Below are 14,533 nucleotides of genomic sequence, written 5' to 3'. Positions count from 1 at the left end.
TGTTCTTTCGGGCAGGGGGCGATAGCGGTTCGCATACGGCGTCCCGACGCCCCGCCGGAAGGAGTTCCCGTCCCGCCGGTCGGGCGGCGACGAGCGCGGCTACGCGTCCGTCGCGACGGGGTCGTTCCCGCCGGCCTCGCCCGCGGCCTGCCCGGGCAGGAACGTCCCGGTCTCCCGTCGGACTCCGAAAAGGAGGACGACGCCGGCCAGCAGCGGGAGGACGGCGCAGGCGGCGTAGATCGGCGTGAAGCCGACCGCCTCGATGAGGGGGAGCGACACCATGGGGCCGAGCCCGCCCCCCACGTCGCCGAGGACGTTGTTCGTTCCCGAGGCGCGCCCCATGCGCTCATCGGGGGTGAGGTCAGCGAGCAGCGCCATCATCGGGCCGCTCGTCCCGCCCTGTCCCGCGCCGATGAAAACGCAGGCGAGACCCAAGGAGAGGACCGAGCCGGCCCGCGCGAGCAGCAGGAACCCGACGAACGAGACGACGAGGAATGTCAGGAGGATCGGCGTGCGGGAGTCGCGGGTGTCGGAGACGCGTCCGCCGACGAGCATGAAGAACGCCGCCGAGAGGACCGTTCCGGCCATGAACAGCCCGGAGGTGCCCTGCGGGGCGAGACCGAACAGCGAGATGTCGTTCGCGCCGAGGAACAAGACGAGCGTGGAGAACAGCGCGCCGATGTACGCGAACATCAGTCCGAAGTTGACCAGCCCGACCGTCAGCGCCGGGACGGCGGTGTCGATCTCCCACGGCCTGATCGAGTCGTCGGAGCGGTCGCCGGTGACGTGCGTCTCCGGGACGTACCGGTAGGCGACCGCGCTCGCGGTGAGCGCGAAGGCGGCGGCGACGGCGAAGGCGGCGACGTTGCCCACGAGCGCGGAGACGACGCCGCCGAGGACGAGGCCGGCCGGGAACCCCATCGTGATCCCGCCGCGGACGATCCCCATGTTCGTCCCCCGGGAACCGCTGTCGGAGAGGTCGGCCGCAATGGTGTACGCCGTCGCGAACACCGCCGCGGAGCCGAGCCCCCAGAGGACCCGCGCGAGCAGGAACCACGTCTCGGGCGCGACGGCGACGCCGATCGGGGCGAACCACTGCTCGGGACCGACGACCAACGGGCCGACGGCGAACGCGGGGAGCGAGGCCGCGAGTGGACGGAGCGCCTCTGCGGGGGGCATCGCGAGCGCGACGACGTAGCCGAGCGTGGCGACCCCCTCGACGAACAGCCCGGCGACGAACGGCGTCCGGGTCCCGTACCGGTCGACGAGGGCGCCGGCGGGCGCGTTCGCGATGAGTCGAACCCACCGGTTCGCGGAGAGGATCGCGCCGACCATGAACGCGGAGATACCGAGGACTGCGCCGAGGTTGGGGAGGATCGGGAAGACGACGCCGCCGCCGAAGCCGACGAAGAACGTGCTCGCGATCACCGCGAGCAGCACCGGCGGCGGTCGCTCGAACCCGAAGCGGCTCATTCGCCGGGGTCCGTGGACCTGCCGGCCGCTCCGTCGTCGTCGACCGATTCGTCAGGGTCGGCGTCGCCCCGAAGCGCGTCGATCGACTCGTCGAGCGGCGGCAGTTCCATGCCCTCCGCGAGCAGCGGGCCGACGATCCGCCGGAGCGTCGCCTCTGCGACCTCGCGGGTGTAGCCGGCCGCGTCGTCGTCGCGCCCGGCGCCGGCGAGGGTGATCTGTCTGGTCCGGGCGCCGTCGAGGGTGGCCACGAGCAGCGCCGCCGTCTCCTCCGCGTCGACGTCGCGGAAGACGCCGGCATCGATCCCGTCCCCGAGGATGTCGGCGACGGTGCCCCGCAGCAGCCGGTCGCTGCGCGCCAGCTGCTCGCGGATCCGCTCGTTGAACGGTCCCTGCGTGCGCAATTCCAACAGGGCGATGTGGAACGCCTCGCGGTCGGCCTCGTCGGGCGCGAAGACGAACCACCCGACGAACTGGACCAGCCGCTCGACGGGCGGGTCGTCGGCGCGGGCCGCGATCCGCTCCTCCGAGTCGGTGACGACGTAGTCGAGGAAGGCGACGAGCAAGTCCTCCTTCGTGTCGTAGTGGTAGTGGAGCAGCGACTTGCTCTTCGAACACTCGTCGGCGATGTCCTGCATCGTCAGGTCGGCGTACCCGTGAGCGCGGAGGGCGCTGTACACCCCGTCCATGATCTCCTCCGCCGCGCTCGGCGCGTCGCTCATTGACTGACTAGTCAGTCAACGAGCGGTAAATCCCTATCGGTCGGGGTCGGATCGGGTGTTTCGCCGTCGGCGCCGACCGGGCCTACCGCCCGCGGTGGCCCGCGATCCGGAGCGGCCGCTCGAAGGGTGAAAGCGGTCAAAAAGCCGATTCGCCTCGGGTGTCGTCGCCGACTTACAGACGGGTGACGTTCGACGCGCGCGGACCCTTGTCCGCCTCCTCGATGTCGAACTCGACTTCCTGACCCTCTTCGAGGTCCGGACCGCCGACGTCCTCCATGTGGAAGAACACGTCCTCGTCCGCGTCGTCAGTCGAAATGAAACCGTAGCCGCCAGTGTCGTTGAAGAAATCGACTTCGCCTTTCGCCATTGCGACCGAAGAAGCGGGAGTGGAACATAAAAGGCTTCCGTGACGGTGCGGTCCCTGAAACCCGGTCTCACGGGCCGGTCCGACGGCGTCGCGCCGCCGCGAGCCGGCTCTCGCGGAGCGTTCAAAAATTCGCCATTTCGGGTCGTTGCGTCCGTTTCGCGGGCGTTCGTCGCTCGCCGAGATCCGGGAGCGAGCCCCGCCGTGTTAGTAACTACTATACGACCCCGGTTCAGAACCGTTAGGTATGAGTCAGTCGTACAATCGAGGCCTCATCGAGGACTTCGGCCGTTGGCGGGAGTTCGAGGCGGGGATGTGGGCGTGGATCTTCCACAAGTTCACCGGATGGGTGCTCATCGGGTACCTGTTCACGCACATCGCCGTGTTGAGTACGGGGATTCCGGCGGCCGGCGCCAGCGAAGCCGCGATCGCCGCGGGCAACGACGTGTACACGCAGACGATCGTCTCGCTGGAGGGGCTGCTGCTCGTCCGCATCCTGGAGGTCGGCCTGCTGGCGGTCGCCGTCTTCCACATGCTCAACGGCACCCGGCTCCTCCTCACCGACCTCGGCATCGGGTTGGACGCACAGGACAAGAGCTTCTACGCGTCGCTGGTCCTCACCGGAGCGATCACCGTCGCGTCCGTGCCGACGTTCATCGCGGGGGCGTTCTGAGATGGCCGAGCGCTACTCCTCGTTCCAGTCGGGCGGCCGGATGTGGCTGCTCCAGCGGATCACGGCGGTGTTCCTGCTGGTCGTGTTGGCGTTCCACTTCTTCCTGCTCCACTTCGTCCACCACGCCGACGAGGTGTCGTTCCTCGCCAGCTCCGGCCGGATGGAGCAGCTGAGCTACTACTCGCTGATGATCCTCTTCCTCGTGACAGCGACGTTCCACGGGGTCAACGGCGTCTACAACGCGCTGGTCAACCAGGGGCTCACCGGCACGAAACGCACAGTGATCAAGTGGACGCTCGTCGCCGCGAGCGTCGTGCTGATCGCGCAGGGAATCCGCACCGCGAACGCGTGGGCGGGCATCGGACTCTACTGAACCGACAATGAGCACGCAAATTCCGAAGCAGACCGAGGAATCGACCGAGGCCGAAACCGAGACGGAGCCGGCCTCGAAGGGCGAGGAGCGCCGCGCCGAGAAGCGGCGCCGCGCGGCCGAGCGCCGCCAGCAGCGACCGGAGGAGGAAGCGGAGAAGGCGGCCGCCGACGAGAGCACGGTCGAGCTGAAGGTGTTCCGCTACGACCCGCAGGTCGAGGGGAAACAGGAGCCGCGGTTCGACACCTTCCACGTCCCGTTCACGAAGGGGATGACCGTCCTCGACGCGCTGATGTACGCGCGAGACACGTACGACTCCTCGCTCACGTTCCGCCACTCCTGCCGGCAGGCGGTGTGCGGCTCCGACGCGATGTTCGTCAACGGCGGCCAGAAGCTTGCCTGTAAGACGCAGATATCGGACCTCGAGGAGCCGGTCCGCGTCGAGCCGCTCCCCCACGCCGAGGTGACGAAGGACCTCGTCGTCGACATGGAGCACTTCTACGAGCAGATGGAGGCCGTCGAGCCGTACTTCCAGACGGACGAGTACCCGGACGGCGATCTCGAAGAGCAGCGCCAGGACCGGGAGAACCGCGAGAAGATCAAGATGTCCACGCGCTGTATCTGGTGTGGCGCGTGTATGTCCTCGTGTAACGTCGCCGCGGGGGACACCGAGTACCTCGGGCCGGCCGCGATCAACAAGGCGTACCGGTGCGCGATGGACGGGCGCGAGGGCGAGGAGATGAAACAGAAGCGCTTAGAGATCATCGAGCAGGAGCACGGTGTCTGGCGGTGTCAGACGCAGTTCTCCTGTACGGAGGTGTGCCCGAAGGACATCCCCCTCACCGAGCACATCCAGGAGCTGAAGCGCGAGGCGGTCAAAAACAACCTGAAGTTCTGGTAATCCCGACAGACAGTATCAAGGGACTTCGGAACTTACGAAATTACATACCAACAATGCACGAACACGATGTCGTCGTCGTCGGGGCCGGCGGGGCGGGACTCCGGGCGGCGATCGCGGCACAGGAAGCGGGCGCGGACGTGGCGATGGTGTCGAAGCTCCATCCCGTCCGGTCGCACACGGGCGCGGCAGAGGGCGGGATCAACGCGGCGCTGCGCGACGCCGACTCCTGGCAGGACCACGCGTACGACACGATGAAGGGGTCCGACTACCTCGGCGACGCGCCCGCGGTCGAGGCGCTCTGTCAGGAGAGCCCCGAGGAGGTCATCCGCCTCGAACACTGGGGGATGCCGTTCTCCCGCGAGGACGACGGGCGCGTCTCGCAGCGACCGTTCGGCGGCCTGTCCTTCCCGCGCACGACGTACGCGGGCGCCGAGACCGGCCACCAGATGCTCCACACGATGTACGAGCAGGTGGTCAAACGTGGGATCACGGTGTACGACGAGTGGCACGTGATGGACCTGGCCGTCACCGACGAGGACGATCCCGCGGAGCGGACCTGCCACGGTGTCGTCGCGTACGACATCCAGAGCGGCGAGATAAGCGGCTTCCGCGCCGAGAACGGCGTTATCCTCGCGACCGGCGGGATGGGGCAGGTGTTCGACCACACCACTAACGCGGTGGCGAACACCGGCGACGGCGTCGCGATGGCGTACCGAGCCGGCGTCCCGATGGAGGATATGGAGTTCATCCAGTTCCACCCGACGACGCTGCCGTCGACCGGCGTCCTCATCTCCGAGGGCGTCCGCGGCGAGGGGGGAATCCTCTACAACAGCGAGGGCGAGCGGTTCATGTTCGAACACGGCTACGCGAACAACGACGGCGAGCTCGCCTCCCGCGACGTCGTCTCCCGCGCCGAGCTGACCGAGGTCAACGAGGGGCGCGGCATCGAGGACGAGTACGTTCACCTCGACATGCGCCACCTCGGCGAGGAGCGCATCCTCGACCGCCTGGAGAACATCCTCCACCTCGCGGAGGACTTCGAGGGCGCCGACGGGCTCACGGAGCCGATGCCGGTCAAGCCCGGTCAGCACTACGCGATGGGCGGCATCGAGACGAACGAGTTCGGCGAGACCGTCATCGACGGGCTGTACGCCGCCGGCGAGTGCGCCTGCGCCTCCGTCCACGGGGCGAACCGCCTCGGCGGTAACGCGCTGCCGGAGCTCATCGTCTTCGGCAAGCGCGCCGGCCGCCACGCCGCCGGCGAGGAGATGGGTGAGGCCGAGATCGAGACCGGCCGCTCGGGCGACTGGCAGCCCGCCGACTACGAGTTCGGTGTTGAGGTCGGCGAGACGAGCGGTTCGGGCACGGCCGCGGCCGACGGCGGCGCCGTGGCGACCGACGCCGAGAGCGTCCTCGGCGGCGCCGTCGACCGAGCGCAGGAGCGCGTCGACGAACTGCTCTCGCGGAAGGGCCGCAACCACGCCGAGATCCGCTCCGCCGTTCAGGAAACGATGACGGACAACGTCAACGTGTTCCGCGAGGAAGGGCGACTTGAGGAGACGTTAGCCGACCTCCGCGAGGCCCGCGAGGCGTACAAGGACGTCGCGGTGTCGGACCCGTCCCGGACGTTCAACACCGACCTCATCCACACGATCGAGACGCGGAACATCTTGGACCTCGCGGAGGCGCTGACGATGGGCGCGCTCGCTCGCGAGGAGTTCCGGGGCGCCCACTGGCGCAAGGAGCACCAGGAGCGCAAAGACGAGGACTGGCTGAAGCACACGCTCGTCTCGTGGAACGACGGCGAGCCGGAACTGTGGTACAAGCCGGTCGTCCTCGAGGGCGAGAACAAGACGTACGAGCCGAAGAGCCGGTCGTACTGAACCGCCCGGGACGCTCGGTCGCCCGCGGCGGCGCGTCGCGGCTCCGACCTCTTGGGCCGGAGTTCGCCCGGTCCGGTCGCGGCCCCCGATCTGTCCGGCGGCGGCCCCGGATCGTTTCGCCCGATCGATCCGGATCGTTCACGGTTCCTTATCCGTCGACGGTCGAAACCGAGCGTCGATACGCGTCGATTCGCCGTTCGTCGATCGACGTTATCGGTCCGATTTGAGAGAAAAATGGCTTCAGGGCCGTTCTCAGACCGATTCACGCTGTTTCGACAAACGTTGAATAGGGGGTTTATTATCGTCGAACCCGTCATATCGGACAAGATGATCGAGACGGAGACCGCGTCCGCGGCGGCCCCCGAGCTGCCCCGGGAGCTCCAGTCGCCCCGCGCCAAGCTCGTGTACCTGTACCTGACCACGAACGGCGACGCCACGGTGTCCGAGATGGGCGAGTCGCTCGGGATGAAGAAGCTCTCCCTGTACAGCATCCTGAAGACCCTCCGCAGCGAGGGACTCGTCGACTGCGACGGCGACCGGTACGTCCCGAACTGAACAGGCCGCGCCACCGCCGCACGCTGCTTTTCACGCTCGTTCCGCACCGCCTCGTTCTCGTACGGCCCTCCCCGGCGGAGCGTTTAGGGACGCGGAGCCCACAGAGCAACCGTGGACGCGAATCAGACGGATTTCGAGAACCCGTTCGCGATGGACGCCGACTGCGAGAACTGCGCCGAGCTGTGCGGCGCTCGCGACCGCGTCGTTCACGGCTACGGCGACGTCGGCGCGGAGTTCCTCGTCGTCGGGACCGGCCCCACGGAGGCCGCCGAGCGCAACGGCGTCCCCTTCACCGGCGCGGGCGGCGGCGAACGCGTCCAGTCGATCTTCGCCGACCTCGGGTTCGTCCGGTCGGCGCCGGACGCCGCGGAACCGGACGTACAAAACCTCTTCTTCACGAACCTCACGCGGTGTCGCCACCCCGACCGCGAGCCGACGGACCGGGAGGTCGACACCTGCGAGCCCTTCCTCAACGCGGAGATCCGGATGATAAACCCCCAGATCATCGTGCCGGTCGGCGACCGACCGCTCCGCGAGCTGGCGGTCGAGTACACGACTCGCCGGCCCGACTCGTTCGACGTCGACGCGGAACACGCGACGACGATTCGCGGACGCGGGTTCGAGCTCGTGCCGATGAAAGAGCCGAGCGAGATGAGCGACGCCGAGGCGGACGCCTTCTGCGACCACATGCGCGAGAACGTCCTGAGTCGGGACTACCGGCAGACGAAGGGCCGACAGAGCCGCTGAGCGGTCGCGGCCTCTCTTGAGCGTCGCTCAGTCGTCGAGGTCGATGTCCTCGATGATTCCCTCCGTCGCGTCCTTGCTGTCCGCGCCGAACGCGCAGTCGACGATGATGTGCCCGCCGAGCGTCGTCGGCGAGATCACCTGGTCGGCGCCGGCGCGCCGGAGCTTGTCGACGTTCTCCCGCTGCGTCACCGCCGCGACGATGCGCACGTCGGGATTGAGCTGGCGGGCGGTGAGGATGGCCAGCGCGTCGTGCGCGTCGTCTTCGGTGGCGGCGACGACCGCCCGGGCCCCGTCGAGGTTCACGTGTTCGAGCGGGTCGACGTCGCTGGGATCCGCGGTGTACACCGGGATGTCGCGGTCAGCGAGCCGCCTCGCGGCGGCCTCGTCCGGCGTCACCACGGCGTACTCGACGCCGTCGCGGGCGTCGAGCTCTTCGAGTATCGGTTCCGTCAGGTCCCCGTAGCCGAGCACGAGGACGTGGTCGTCGAGGAGGTCGATCTGTCTGTCGGTCATCTTTCCGAGCGCCTTGGAGAGCTGCGCCTCGATGGCGGGCGTGAGGAGGACCCCGAGCGCCACCGCGAAGGCGGCGACGTTCACCACGAGCGAGGAGAGCGCGAACAGCTGCGCGATGTCGGAGGCGGGACCGGTCGCGGGGTGGACGTCGCCGTACCCCACCGTCGAGGCGGTGACGACGGTGAAGTAGAAGGCGTCGACGATCGTCTCGATGCCCTCGAACTGGTCTCTGAGGGCGTACGACCCGAGCGTCCCGTACGCGACCGCCCCCACGAGCGCCGCGCCCGCGGCCAACTGCGTCGGGGAGGGCCTGAAGTCCCGGTCGAACCGGCCCCGGTTGACCACGAGCGTCGGCACGGAGAGGAGCGACAGCGCCACGAGCGGGAACGACAGGACGGAGGCCTGCATCAGCCCCTGAAGTGCCGTCAGCGGCAGCAACACGGCCGTGGTGTACCACCCGATCCGGTAGCCGTTCCGGAGCGCGAACCCGCTCCCGAACATCGCGAAGCCGGTTATCGTCCCGGTGAACCCGACCGTCTGGCGGACGACCGGGAGCACGTACGGGGCGAGCGGCCCGTCGACGCCGAGCCCCCCGATCTGGGCCAGCCCGGCGAGGATCGACAGCACCGCGACCGCGAACGTCAGGAGGATCGACGCCCGAACGGTCACCCAGTCCCGGGTCAGCTCCATGTTCCCGGGTCGCCGAGACCGAACTTAAACCCCGCGAGGCCGCCGCGGAATCGATCCGACGGGCGCTCCGCGCGTCGCTCGCGCCGGTACTGGTTTAACCGCGCCGCGGATTGGACGCCGTATGTCGCTGCCCGTCGAGATCGTCTTCGGCGTCTACCTCGGGGTGATCACCGGGATCGTTCCCGCGCTGGTGGCCGGGACCCTCGGGTTCGTGTTCAAGTACGTCACCGACGGGACGATCCCCGGGCTCGGAGTGGTCGTGCTGTCGCTCGCGATCGCCGGCGTCAACGGCGGCCTGCTCGCGCTCAACGACGAGACGATTCGGTCGTCGGAGCGCGCGCCAGCGATCCTCACGGCGATCGTCGTGGTGTTGATGATCTCGCTGTACGCCCACGCGCAGGGGGACCGCCTCGGCGCCAGCGCCCCCAAGCGGATCTCGCTCAAGCAGCTCCGCGACCGCACGCTCTCGACGGACGTGATCGAGCTCGTCGGCGGCCGCGGGCGCGTCTCCGTCGAGGTCGCCGGCGAGGTGACCGACATCGAGGGGTACCCGCCGCTGCCGGCTGACACGCGCGCCGCGATCCTCGACGGCGACTGGACGTTTCCGGCCGACCTCCCGCTCGCGGAGCTGGAAGACCGGTTCGCGGAGCGGCTCCGCACCGAGTTCGACCTGGCCGACGTGTCGGTCCAGATCGACGAACAGGCGCGCGCGACGGTGTCGGCCGCCCCGCCGACCGGCGCGCTCTCGAAGCGGGTGCCCGCCGGGAAGCGCGCGGTGTCGGTGTCGGCGCTCGTGCCGACCGGGATCGCCCGCGGCGATGTCGTTCGCGTGATAACGCCGGATATCGGCGTCGAGGGCGCCGTCATCGCCGCGCAGTCGAGCGGGAAGCCGGAGCCGGGCGCCGGGGCGGCGTCGACTGTGGTTCCCCCCGCGGGCGACGACGCGGATTCGGAGGACTTCCGAACCGACGGCGGGGAGACGGACGTTCCCTCCCCCCCGGCGGCGACCGCGCCCACGACGACCGGGGGTGAGGGGCGGGTGACGCTCGCCGTCGACCGCTCCGAGGCGACGGATCTCCTCCGCGCCGACCGCGGGCGCGTGCTGGTGCTGTCGCGAGGCACCCGCCGCGAGTACGAGCTCACGGCCCTGCTCCGGCGGGCGGGGAAGCGGTTCCGCAAGGTCACCGTCGCCGCCGGCGGACCGTTGGACGGGCACACCATCGGCGAGGCCGAGGTCCGCGAAGCCTACGACGTGGCCGTCCTCGCGGCCCGTCACGACTCGTGGCGCGTCGCGCCCGACGGGACGCAGCCGCTGTCGGCGGGCAACGACCTGTTCGTCGTGGGGAGCCGCGACGCGCTCGACCGGTTCGCGGAGGTGGCCGCGTGAGCCCCGCGCTCGGTGCGGTCGCCGCCGTCGGCGTCTCCCTCGCCGCCGCTGATGTCCCCCTCGCCGCCGTCGAGGTCGGATTCGCGCGGCCGCGACAGGCGGCCGTCACGCTCGTCACGTTCGCGGTCGTCGCCGCCCTCCTGACCGGGGGCGCGGCGCTCTCCTACCGCTGGTACTTCCGAACGGCGATCCCCGAAGGGGTGACCGGGCTGCTGGGCGTCGCGGTCGTCGCGCTGTACCTCAACACGACCTCGCTGGGGTCGGTCGCGATCGGCGATAATCCGACCCTGTTGGCGCCCGAGAGCGTGTTCTTCAACCTCGTCTCGCTCGGCGTCGCAGTGGTGATGGCGCCCGTCGGCCGATACGCGGGCGACAGGCTCGCGGTCGACGTGTTCGCGCTCTCCGGCGCCAAGCAGCTCGACGGCGAACTCAGCGGGGTCGTGCGCGCTGTCGGGCGGTTCACGGCGGTGACGCTCCCACCGGCCGACGAGATCGGTGACATGGAGACGTACGACCCCGTCTCCCCGGAGAAGAAGGACGAGATCGCCGAGAAGACGCTGCTCTTCCCCCGGAAGCTCTCTCCGGAGTCGCTCCGCGAACGGCTCGTCACCCGGCTCAAAGACGAGTACGGCGTCGGCTACGTCGACGTCGACCTCGACGCGGACGGGTCGGTCGAGTACTTCGCGGTCGGCTCCCGCGCCGCCGGGCTCGGCCCGACGCTCGCGCCGGAGTCGGCGGCGGTGGCGGTGGCGGCCGACCCGCCGAACAACGCCACCGCCGGGGACACGGTCCAGCTGTGGCGCGACGACGCGGAGCCGGAGCGCGTCGCGACCGGCGAACTGCGGGGCGTCGCCGGCGACGCGGTCACCGTCGCGCTCGACGAGTCGGACGCCGAACGCCTGACCGACCAAGGCGGCTATCGGCTCGTGACGCTCCCCGCCGAGCCGCGGGCGGATCGCGAGTTCGCCTCGCTGCTACGGAGCGCGGACGAGACGATGGCCTCGGTCACGGTCGCGGCCGGGAGCGACCTCGACGGGAGCACCGTCGGCGAGGTCGGCGCCGTCGTCGCCGCGGTCCGACCGGCGGCGGGGTCCGTCCAGCCGATCCCGCCGCACGACTACGCGTTCGGCGCTGGCGACCTGGCGTACCTCGTCGGGCGTCCGGACGCGATCCGGTCGTTCGAGGCGGCCGCGTCGACCGCGGGGAGCGCCCAGACGGCGGCGTCGGCCGCGGAGGCCGCAGGCGCCGCCCAGCCCGCCGCGACCGGGGACGGCGACGCGGCGGGGGTCGAAGACGACGGCGACGCCGCTGTCGACTCCGACGGGACGCAACGCTCTTGAGCCGCCCGCGCGGGGATCCGCTATGGAGTGGAAGCTGTTCGCCGACCTCGCGGAGATCGCGGGCGACCGCGCGGTGACCGTCGACGCGGAGCCGGGCGACACGGTCGGCGACGCGCTCGACGCGCTGTTGGACGCGCACCCCGACCTCCGGGACCGCGTCATCGAGGACGGGAGCGTCGCAGACCACATCAACGTCCTCCGGAACGGGCGGAGCGTCCGCCACGACGACGGGCTCGACGCGACGCTGGAGGCGGGCGACGAACTGGCGCTGTTCCCGCCGGTGAGCGGTGGGGCCGCCGACCGATAGATCGGTCGTTTCAAACGCGCGCCGACCCCAGTCGGAGCCATGACCGACAGCGACGGGGACCCCCGAGACGACGCCGCGGACGCCGGTGGCGAGGATCACGGCGGTGAAGGCGATCACGCCGACGGTGACGGCACCGGCGGCGAGCCGAACCGCGAGGAGTTCCACGAGGACCCGGTCGGCCACACGCGCGCGACGGCGGGGATGACGGTGAGCGAACTCGTCGACGGCTACGGCGACGCGGGGATCGGGGCGGCGTCCGTCAACGAGGCGGGCGACGTGCTCGCCGACATGCTCGCGAACGACGACTGTACCGTGTTCCTCTCGCTCGCCGGCGCGATGGTGCCCGCCGGGATGCGCCGGGTCGTCGCCGACCTCATCCGCGACGGCTACGTCGACGCGCTGGTGACGACCGGGGCGAACCTCACCCACGACGCCATCGAGGCCATCGGCGGGAAGCACCACCACGGGCGCACCCACGACCCGGAGAAGAGCCTCCGCGAACACGACGAGGGGCTCCGCGACGAGGGGGTTGACCGCATCTACAACGTCTACCTCCCGCAGGAGCACTTCGCCGAGTTCGAGGGGCACCTCCGCGAGGAGGTGTTCCCCGCGCTGGAGGCCGACCCCGACGCTGACGGGACCGACGCGGTCTCCATCGCCGACCTCACGCGCGAGCTCGGCCGCGCCAACGCCGAAGTCAACGACCGCGACGACGTGCCCGAAGGGCCGGGGGTCGCGGCCGCCGCCTACGAGTCGGACGTGCCGATATACTGTCCGGCGGTCCAGGACTCCGTGCTGGGGCTTCAGGCGTGGATGTACGCGCAGACGGCCGACTTCACGCTCGACGCGCTCGCGGACATGACCGAGCTGACCGACCTCGCGTTCGAGGCCGACGACGCCGGCTGCCTGCTCGTCGGCGGCGGCGTGCCGAAGAACTTCACGCTCCAGACGATGCTCGTCACGCCGCGGGCGTACGACTACGCCGTCCAGATCACGATGGACCCCGAGGCAACCGGGGGGCTCTCCGGCGCGACGCTCGAGGAGGCGCGCTCGTGGGGGAAGCTGGAGAAGGACGCGCGCAACGCCTCCGTCTACGGCGACGCGACCGTGATGCTCCCGATGCTCGTCGCCGCCGCCCGCGACCGCGTGGAGTAGGGTCGCGTCGCCGGTCGCCGGCGAGCGCGCAGGCGATCTCGGCCACGAGCGAGGCCGGACGCCGCACGCGATACGGGGAGAGATATATGCCTGAAGACACCGATACGTGCGCGTATGGGCTCGATCGGCGGCCGGCCGGAACTGCTCGGGGGGCCCGACGACGTCCTCGATCCGCGCTCGCGGCACAACGTCCACGTCACCCGCGCGGCGGACCTCGACCCGGTCGGTCCGTGGTCCCGCGAGACGCTGTACGCGGTCGTGCGGCGAGCCGACGGCGAGGAGCGAGTGGTCGTCCTCGATTACGGCCGTCGCGAGATCTACCTCACGGCCAGGGACGGACTCGCGTACGAGCCACCGCAGGGACTCGGCCTCGCGTCGCCGCCGACGCTCCACGTCGCCGAAGCGGATCGAGTCGCCCCCGACCAGGGGGCGGTCACCGCTATCGACCCCGTCGACGTCGCCCCCGAGTTCGACGTCCTCGTCCCCGCCTTCGACTGGGACGAGATCGACGAGGACGACGTCTTACCCCCGGTTCACCGCCGGCCGTCGAGGGCGCCCGCCGGAAGCGGCGCCGGCACGTCCGGTTGACGTTCGGTGCGCATCGACCGGTCCGCCCCGCCGATGTCGGCATCGCACGCGGGGACAGCTACCCCACGCCGTCGCCACAATTTACACGGGAGGCCCGAGTACGCGACGTATGACGCGAACAGCGGTCATCGCGGGCGTCGGTCCGGGACTCGGCGAGTCGCTCGCCAGAAAGTTCGCAGCCGAAGGCTGTCGAGTCGCGCTCTTCGCCCGGTCGGCGGACTATCTCGAAGACCTCGCCGCGGACCTGCCGGACCCGGGCGAGGGGCTCGCCGTCCCGACGGACCTCACGGCGGTCGAGCAGATCCGGGACGGGTTCGAGACGGTCCGAGAGGCGTTCGGACCGGTCGACGTTCTCGTGAACCACGCGAGCGCCGCCTCCTGGACGGGACTCATGGACACGAGCGTCGAGGAGTTCGAGGAGTCGTGGGCGGTGAACGGCCGCGGCGCGTTCGCCTGCTCGCAGGGGGCGGTCGACGACATGCTCGAGACGGGCGGCGGGACGGTCGTCTGCACCGGCGCCACCTCGTCGGTGCGGAGCCTCGGCGGCGCGATCGGGTTCACGGCCGCGAAGTTCGCGGCCCGCGGGATGGCGATGGATATCGCGCAGGAGTTCGGCCCGGACGGCGTTCACGTCGCTCACGTCGTCATCGACGGGCAGATCGACTCGCCGGGGGTTCGCGAACGGTCCCCGGACCGGGACGGCGACACGTTCCTCGACCCCGACGAGATGGCGGAAACGTACTGGCACCTCGTCGAACGGGACGACGTCGGCACGCAGCCGTTCGAGGTCCCCGTCACGAACGGGCCGCGGAACTCCGAGTTCATATAACGGGGTCGGTACAGCGGACAACGGACGGTGCGGTGACGC

16 protein-coding genes are annotated in these 14,533 nt (G+C 70.1%); 12 read left to right on the top strand and 4 right to left on the bottom strand.

Translation table 11 applies throughout. From position 1 onward, the window contains the following. Positions 1 to 99 precede the first annotated feature (99 nt). The 3 genes from B9H04_RS00340 to B9H04_RS00330 all read right to left on the bottom strand — a co-directional run bounded on the left by B9H04_RS00340 (position 100) and on the right by B9H04_RS00330 (position 2,559). Positions 100 to 1,473, bottom strand: coding sequence for an MFS transporter (locus B9H04_RS00340; protein ID WP_049930551.1), 1,374 nt, complete (start codon positions 1,471 to 1,473; stop codon positions 100 to 102). Further along, a complete protein-coding gene (locus tag B9H04_RS00335; RefSeq protein ID WP_049930552.1) occupies positions 1,470 to 2,192 on the bottom strand; it encodes a TetR/AcrR family transcriptional regulator in 723 nt (240 codons plus the stop codon). The genes B9H04_RS00340 and B9H04_RS00335 overlap by 4 nt, the downstream gene beginning before the upstream one ends. Before the next feature lie 172 nt (positions 2,193 to 2,364). Further along, on the bottom strand, positions 2,365 to 2,559 hold the full coding sequence (locus B9H04_RS00330) for a cold-shock protein (protein WP_004596869.1): 195 nt from the start codon (positions 2,557 to 2,559) through the stop codon (positions 2,365 to 2,367). A gap of 244 nt (positions 2,560 to 2,803) precedes the next feature. On the opposite strand from B9H04_RS00330, the gene sdhC reads away from it, so the two are divergent. The 6 genes from sdhC to B9H04_RS00300 all read left to right on the top strand — a co-directional run bounded on the left by sdhC (position 2,804) and on the right by B9H04_RS00300 (position 7,685). Next, positions 2,804 to 3,229: a succinate dehydrogenase, cytochrome b556 subunit gene (sdhC, locus tag B9H04_RS00325; RefSeq protein WP_049930554.1), complete on the top strand. Its 426-nt coding sequence runs from the start codon at positions 2,804 to 2,806 to the stop codon at positions 3,227 to 3,229. 1 nt (position 3,230) lies between these two features. Next, complete coding sequence (locus tag B9H04_RS00320) at positions 3,231 to 3,602, top strand: succinate dehydrogenase hydrophobic membrane anchor subunit (RefSeq protein WP_049930555.1); 372 nt, start codon at positions 3,231 to 3,233, stop codon at positions 3,600 to 3,602. A 7-nt stretch (positions 3,603 to 3,609) separates the two neighbouring features. Then, entirely contained in the window at positions 3,610 to 4,500 is an 891-nt protein-coding gene (locus B9H04_RS00315; protein WP_085682337.1) for a succinate dehydrogenase/fumarate reductase iron-sulfur subunit, read from the top strand. A 53-nt stretch (positions 4,501 to 4,553) separates the two neighbouring features. Then, on the top strand, positions 4,554 to 6,383 hold the full coding sequence (locus B9H04_RS00310; protein ID WP_049930559.1) for an FAD-binding protein: 1,830 nt from the start codon (positions 4,554 to 4,556) through the stop codon (positions 6,381 to 6,383). A gap of 327 nt (positions 6,384 to 6,710) precedes the next feature. Next, complete coding sequence (locus B9H04_RS00305; RefSeq protein WP_049930560.1) at positions 6,711 to 6,938, top strand: helix-turn-helix domain-containing protein; 228 nt, start codon at positions 6,711 to 6,713, stop codon at positions 6,936 to 6,938. A gap of 111 nt (positions 6,939 to 7,049) precedes the next feature. Next, positions 7,050 to 7,685 carry a uracil-DNA glycosylase gene (locus tag B9H04_RS00300; protein WP_049930561.1) on the top strand — a complete coding sequence of 212 codons (636 nt, stop codon included), beginning with the start codon at positions 7,050 to 7,052 and terminating at the stop codon, positions 7,683 to 7,685. Between the two features lie 27 nt (positions 7,686 to 7,712). Here B9H04_RS00300 and B9H04_RS00295 read toward each other — a convergent pair whose 3' ends face one another. After that, positions 7,713 to 8,888 (bottom strand): NAD-binding protein, encoded by a 1,176-nt coding sequence (locus B9H04_RS00295; protein WP_049930564.1) that lies wholly within the window; start codon positions 8,886 to 8,888, stop codon positions 7,713 to 7,715. Positions 8,889 to 9,009: 121 nt separating this feature from the next. Here B9H04_RS00295 and B9H04_RS00290 point away from each other — a divergent pair, with 121 nt between their 5' ends. The 6 genes from B9H04_RS00290 to B9H04_RS00265 all read left to right on the top strand — a co-directional run bounded on the left by B9H04_RS00290 (position 9,010) and on the right by B9H04_RS00265 (position 14,494). Then, positions 9,010 to 10,275, top strand: a complete 1,266-nt coding sequence (locus tag B9H04_RS00290) for a potassium channel family protein (protein ID WP_085682336.1) — start codon at positions 9,010 to 9,012, stop codon at positions 10,273 to 10,275. Further along, the gene (locus B9H04_RS00285) at positions 10,272 to 11,615 is read left to right on the top strand and encodes a hypothetical protein (RefSeq protein ID WP_049930568.1); all 1,344 of its coding nucleotides are present in this window, start codon (positions 10,272 to 10,274) and stop codon (positions 11,613 to 11,615) included. Before B9H04_RS00290 ends, B9H04_RS00285 begins: the two co-directional genes overlap by 4 nt. 22 nt (positions 11,616 to 11,637) lie before the next feature. Beyond that, positions 11,638 to 11,922 carry a ubiquitin-like small modifier protein 1 gene (locus tag B9H04_RS00280; protein ID WP_049930569.1) on the top strand — a complete coding sequence of 95 codons (285 nt, stop codon included), beginning with the start codon at positions 11,638 to 11,640 and terminating at the stop codon, positions 11,920 to 11,922. Between the two features lie 39 nt (positions 11,923 to 11,961). Beyond that, on the top strand, positions 11,962 to 13,077 hold the full coding sequence (locus B9H04_RS00275) for a deoxyhypusine synthase (protein WP_049930571.1): 1,116 nt from the start codon (positions 11,962 to 11,964) through the stop codon (positions 13,075 to 13,077). 114 nt (positions 13,078 to 13,191) lie between these two features. Further along, positions 13,192 to 13,665, top strand: coding sequence for a hypothetical protein (locus tag B9H04_RS00270; protein ID WP_049930572.1), 474 nt, complete (start codon positions 13,192 to 13,194; stop codon positions 13,663 to 13,665). Positions 13,666 to 13,774: 109 nt separating this feature from the next. Continuing rightward, positions 13,775 to 14,494 (top strand): SDR family NAD(P)-dependent oxidoreductase, encoded by a 720-nt coding sequence (locus B9H04_RS00265; protein ID WP_085682335.1) that lies wholly within the window; start codon positions 13,775 to 13,777, stop codon positions 14,492 to 14,494. Positions 14,495 to 14,533 lie beyond the last annotated feature (39 nt).

The organism is Halorubrum ezzemoulense DSM 17463 (assembly GCF_002114285.1).
Taxonomy (GTDB): Archaea; Halobacteriota; Halobacteria; order Halobacteriales; family Haloferacaceae; genus Halorubrum; species Halorubrum ezzemoulense.
Note: the sequence above shows the minus strand (reverse complement) of the source record. Positions and strands in the feature narration are given on the sequence as shown.

Coding starts and splice junctions, on each gene's coding strand:
- B9H04_RS00265 (WP_085682335.1), top strand. CDS start 13,775: ATGACGCGAACAGCGGTCATCGCGGGCGTCGGTCCGGGACTCGGCGAG.
- B9H04_RS00275 (WP_049930571.1), top strand. CDS start 11,962: ATGACCGACAGCGACGGGGACCCCCGAGACGACGCCGCGGACGCCGGT.
- B9H04_RS00305 (WP_049930560.1), top strand. CDS start 6,711: ATGATCGAGACGGAGACCGCGTCCGCGGCGGCCCCCGAGCTGCCCCGG.
- B9H04_RS00290 (WP_085682336.1), top strand. CDS start 9,010: ATGTCGCTGCCCGTCGAGATCGTCTTCGGCGTCTACCTCGGGGTGATC.
- B9H04_RS00280 (WP_049930569.1), top strand. CDS start 11,638: ATGGAGTGGAAGCTGTTCGCCGACCTCGCGGAGATCGCGGGCGACCGC.
- B9H04_RS00310 (WP_049930559.1), top strand. CDS start 4,554: ATGCACGAACACGATGTCGTCGTCGTCGGGGCCGGCGGGGCGGGACTC.
- B9H04_RS00295 (WP_049930564.1), bottom strand. CDS start 8,888: ATGGAGCTGACCCGGGACTGGGTGACCGTTCGGGCGTCGATCCTCCTG.
- B9H04_RS00335 (WP_049930552.1), bottom strand. CDS start 2,192: ATGAGCGACGCGCCGAGCGCGGCGGAGGAGATCATGGACGGGGTGTAC.
- B9H04_RS00270 (WP_049930572.1), top strand. CDS start 13,192: ATGGGCTCGATCGGCGGCCGGCCGGAACTGCTCGGGGGGCCCGACGAC.
- B9H04_RS00340 (WP_049930551.1), bottom strand. CDS start 1,473: ATGAGCCGCTTCGGGTTCGAGCGACCGCCGCCGGTGCTGCTCGCGGTG.
- B9H04_RS00330 (WP_004596869.1), bottom strand. CDS start 2,559: ATGGCGAAAGGCGAAGTCGATTTCTTCAACGACACTGGCGGCTACGGT.
- sdhC (WP_049930554.1), top strand. CDS start 2,804: ATGAGTCAGTCGTACAATCGAGGCCTCATCGAGGACTTCGGCCGTTGG.
- B9H04_RS00315 (WP_085682337.1), top strand. CDS start 3,610: ATGAGCACGCAAATTCCGAAGCAGACCGAGGAATCGACCGAGGCCGAA.
- B9H04_RS00320 (WP_049930555.1), top strand. CDS start 3,231: ATGGCCGAGCGCTACTCCTCGTTCCAGTCGGGCGGCCGGATGTGGCTG.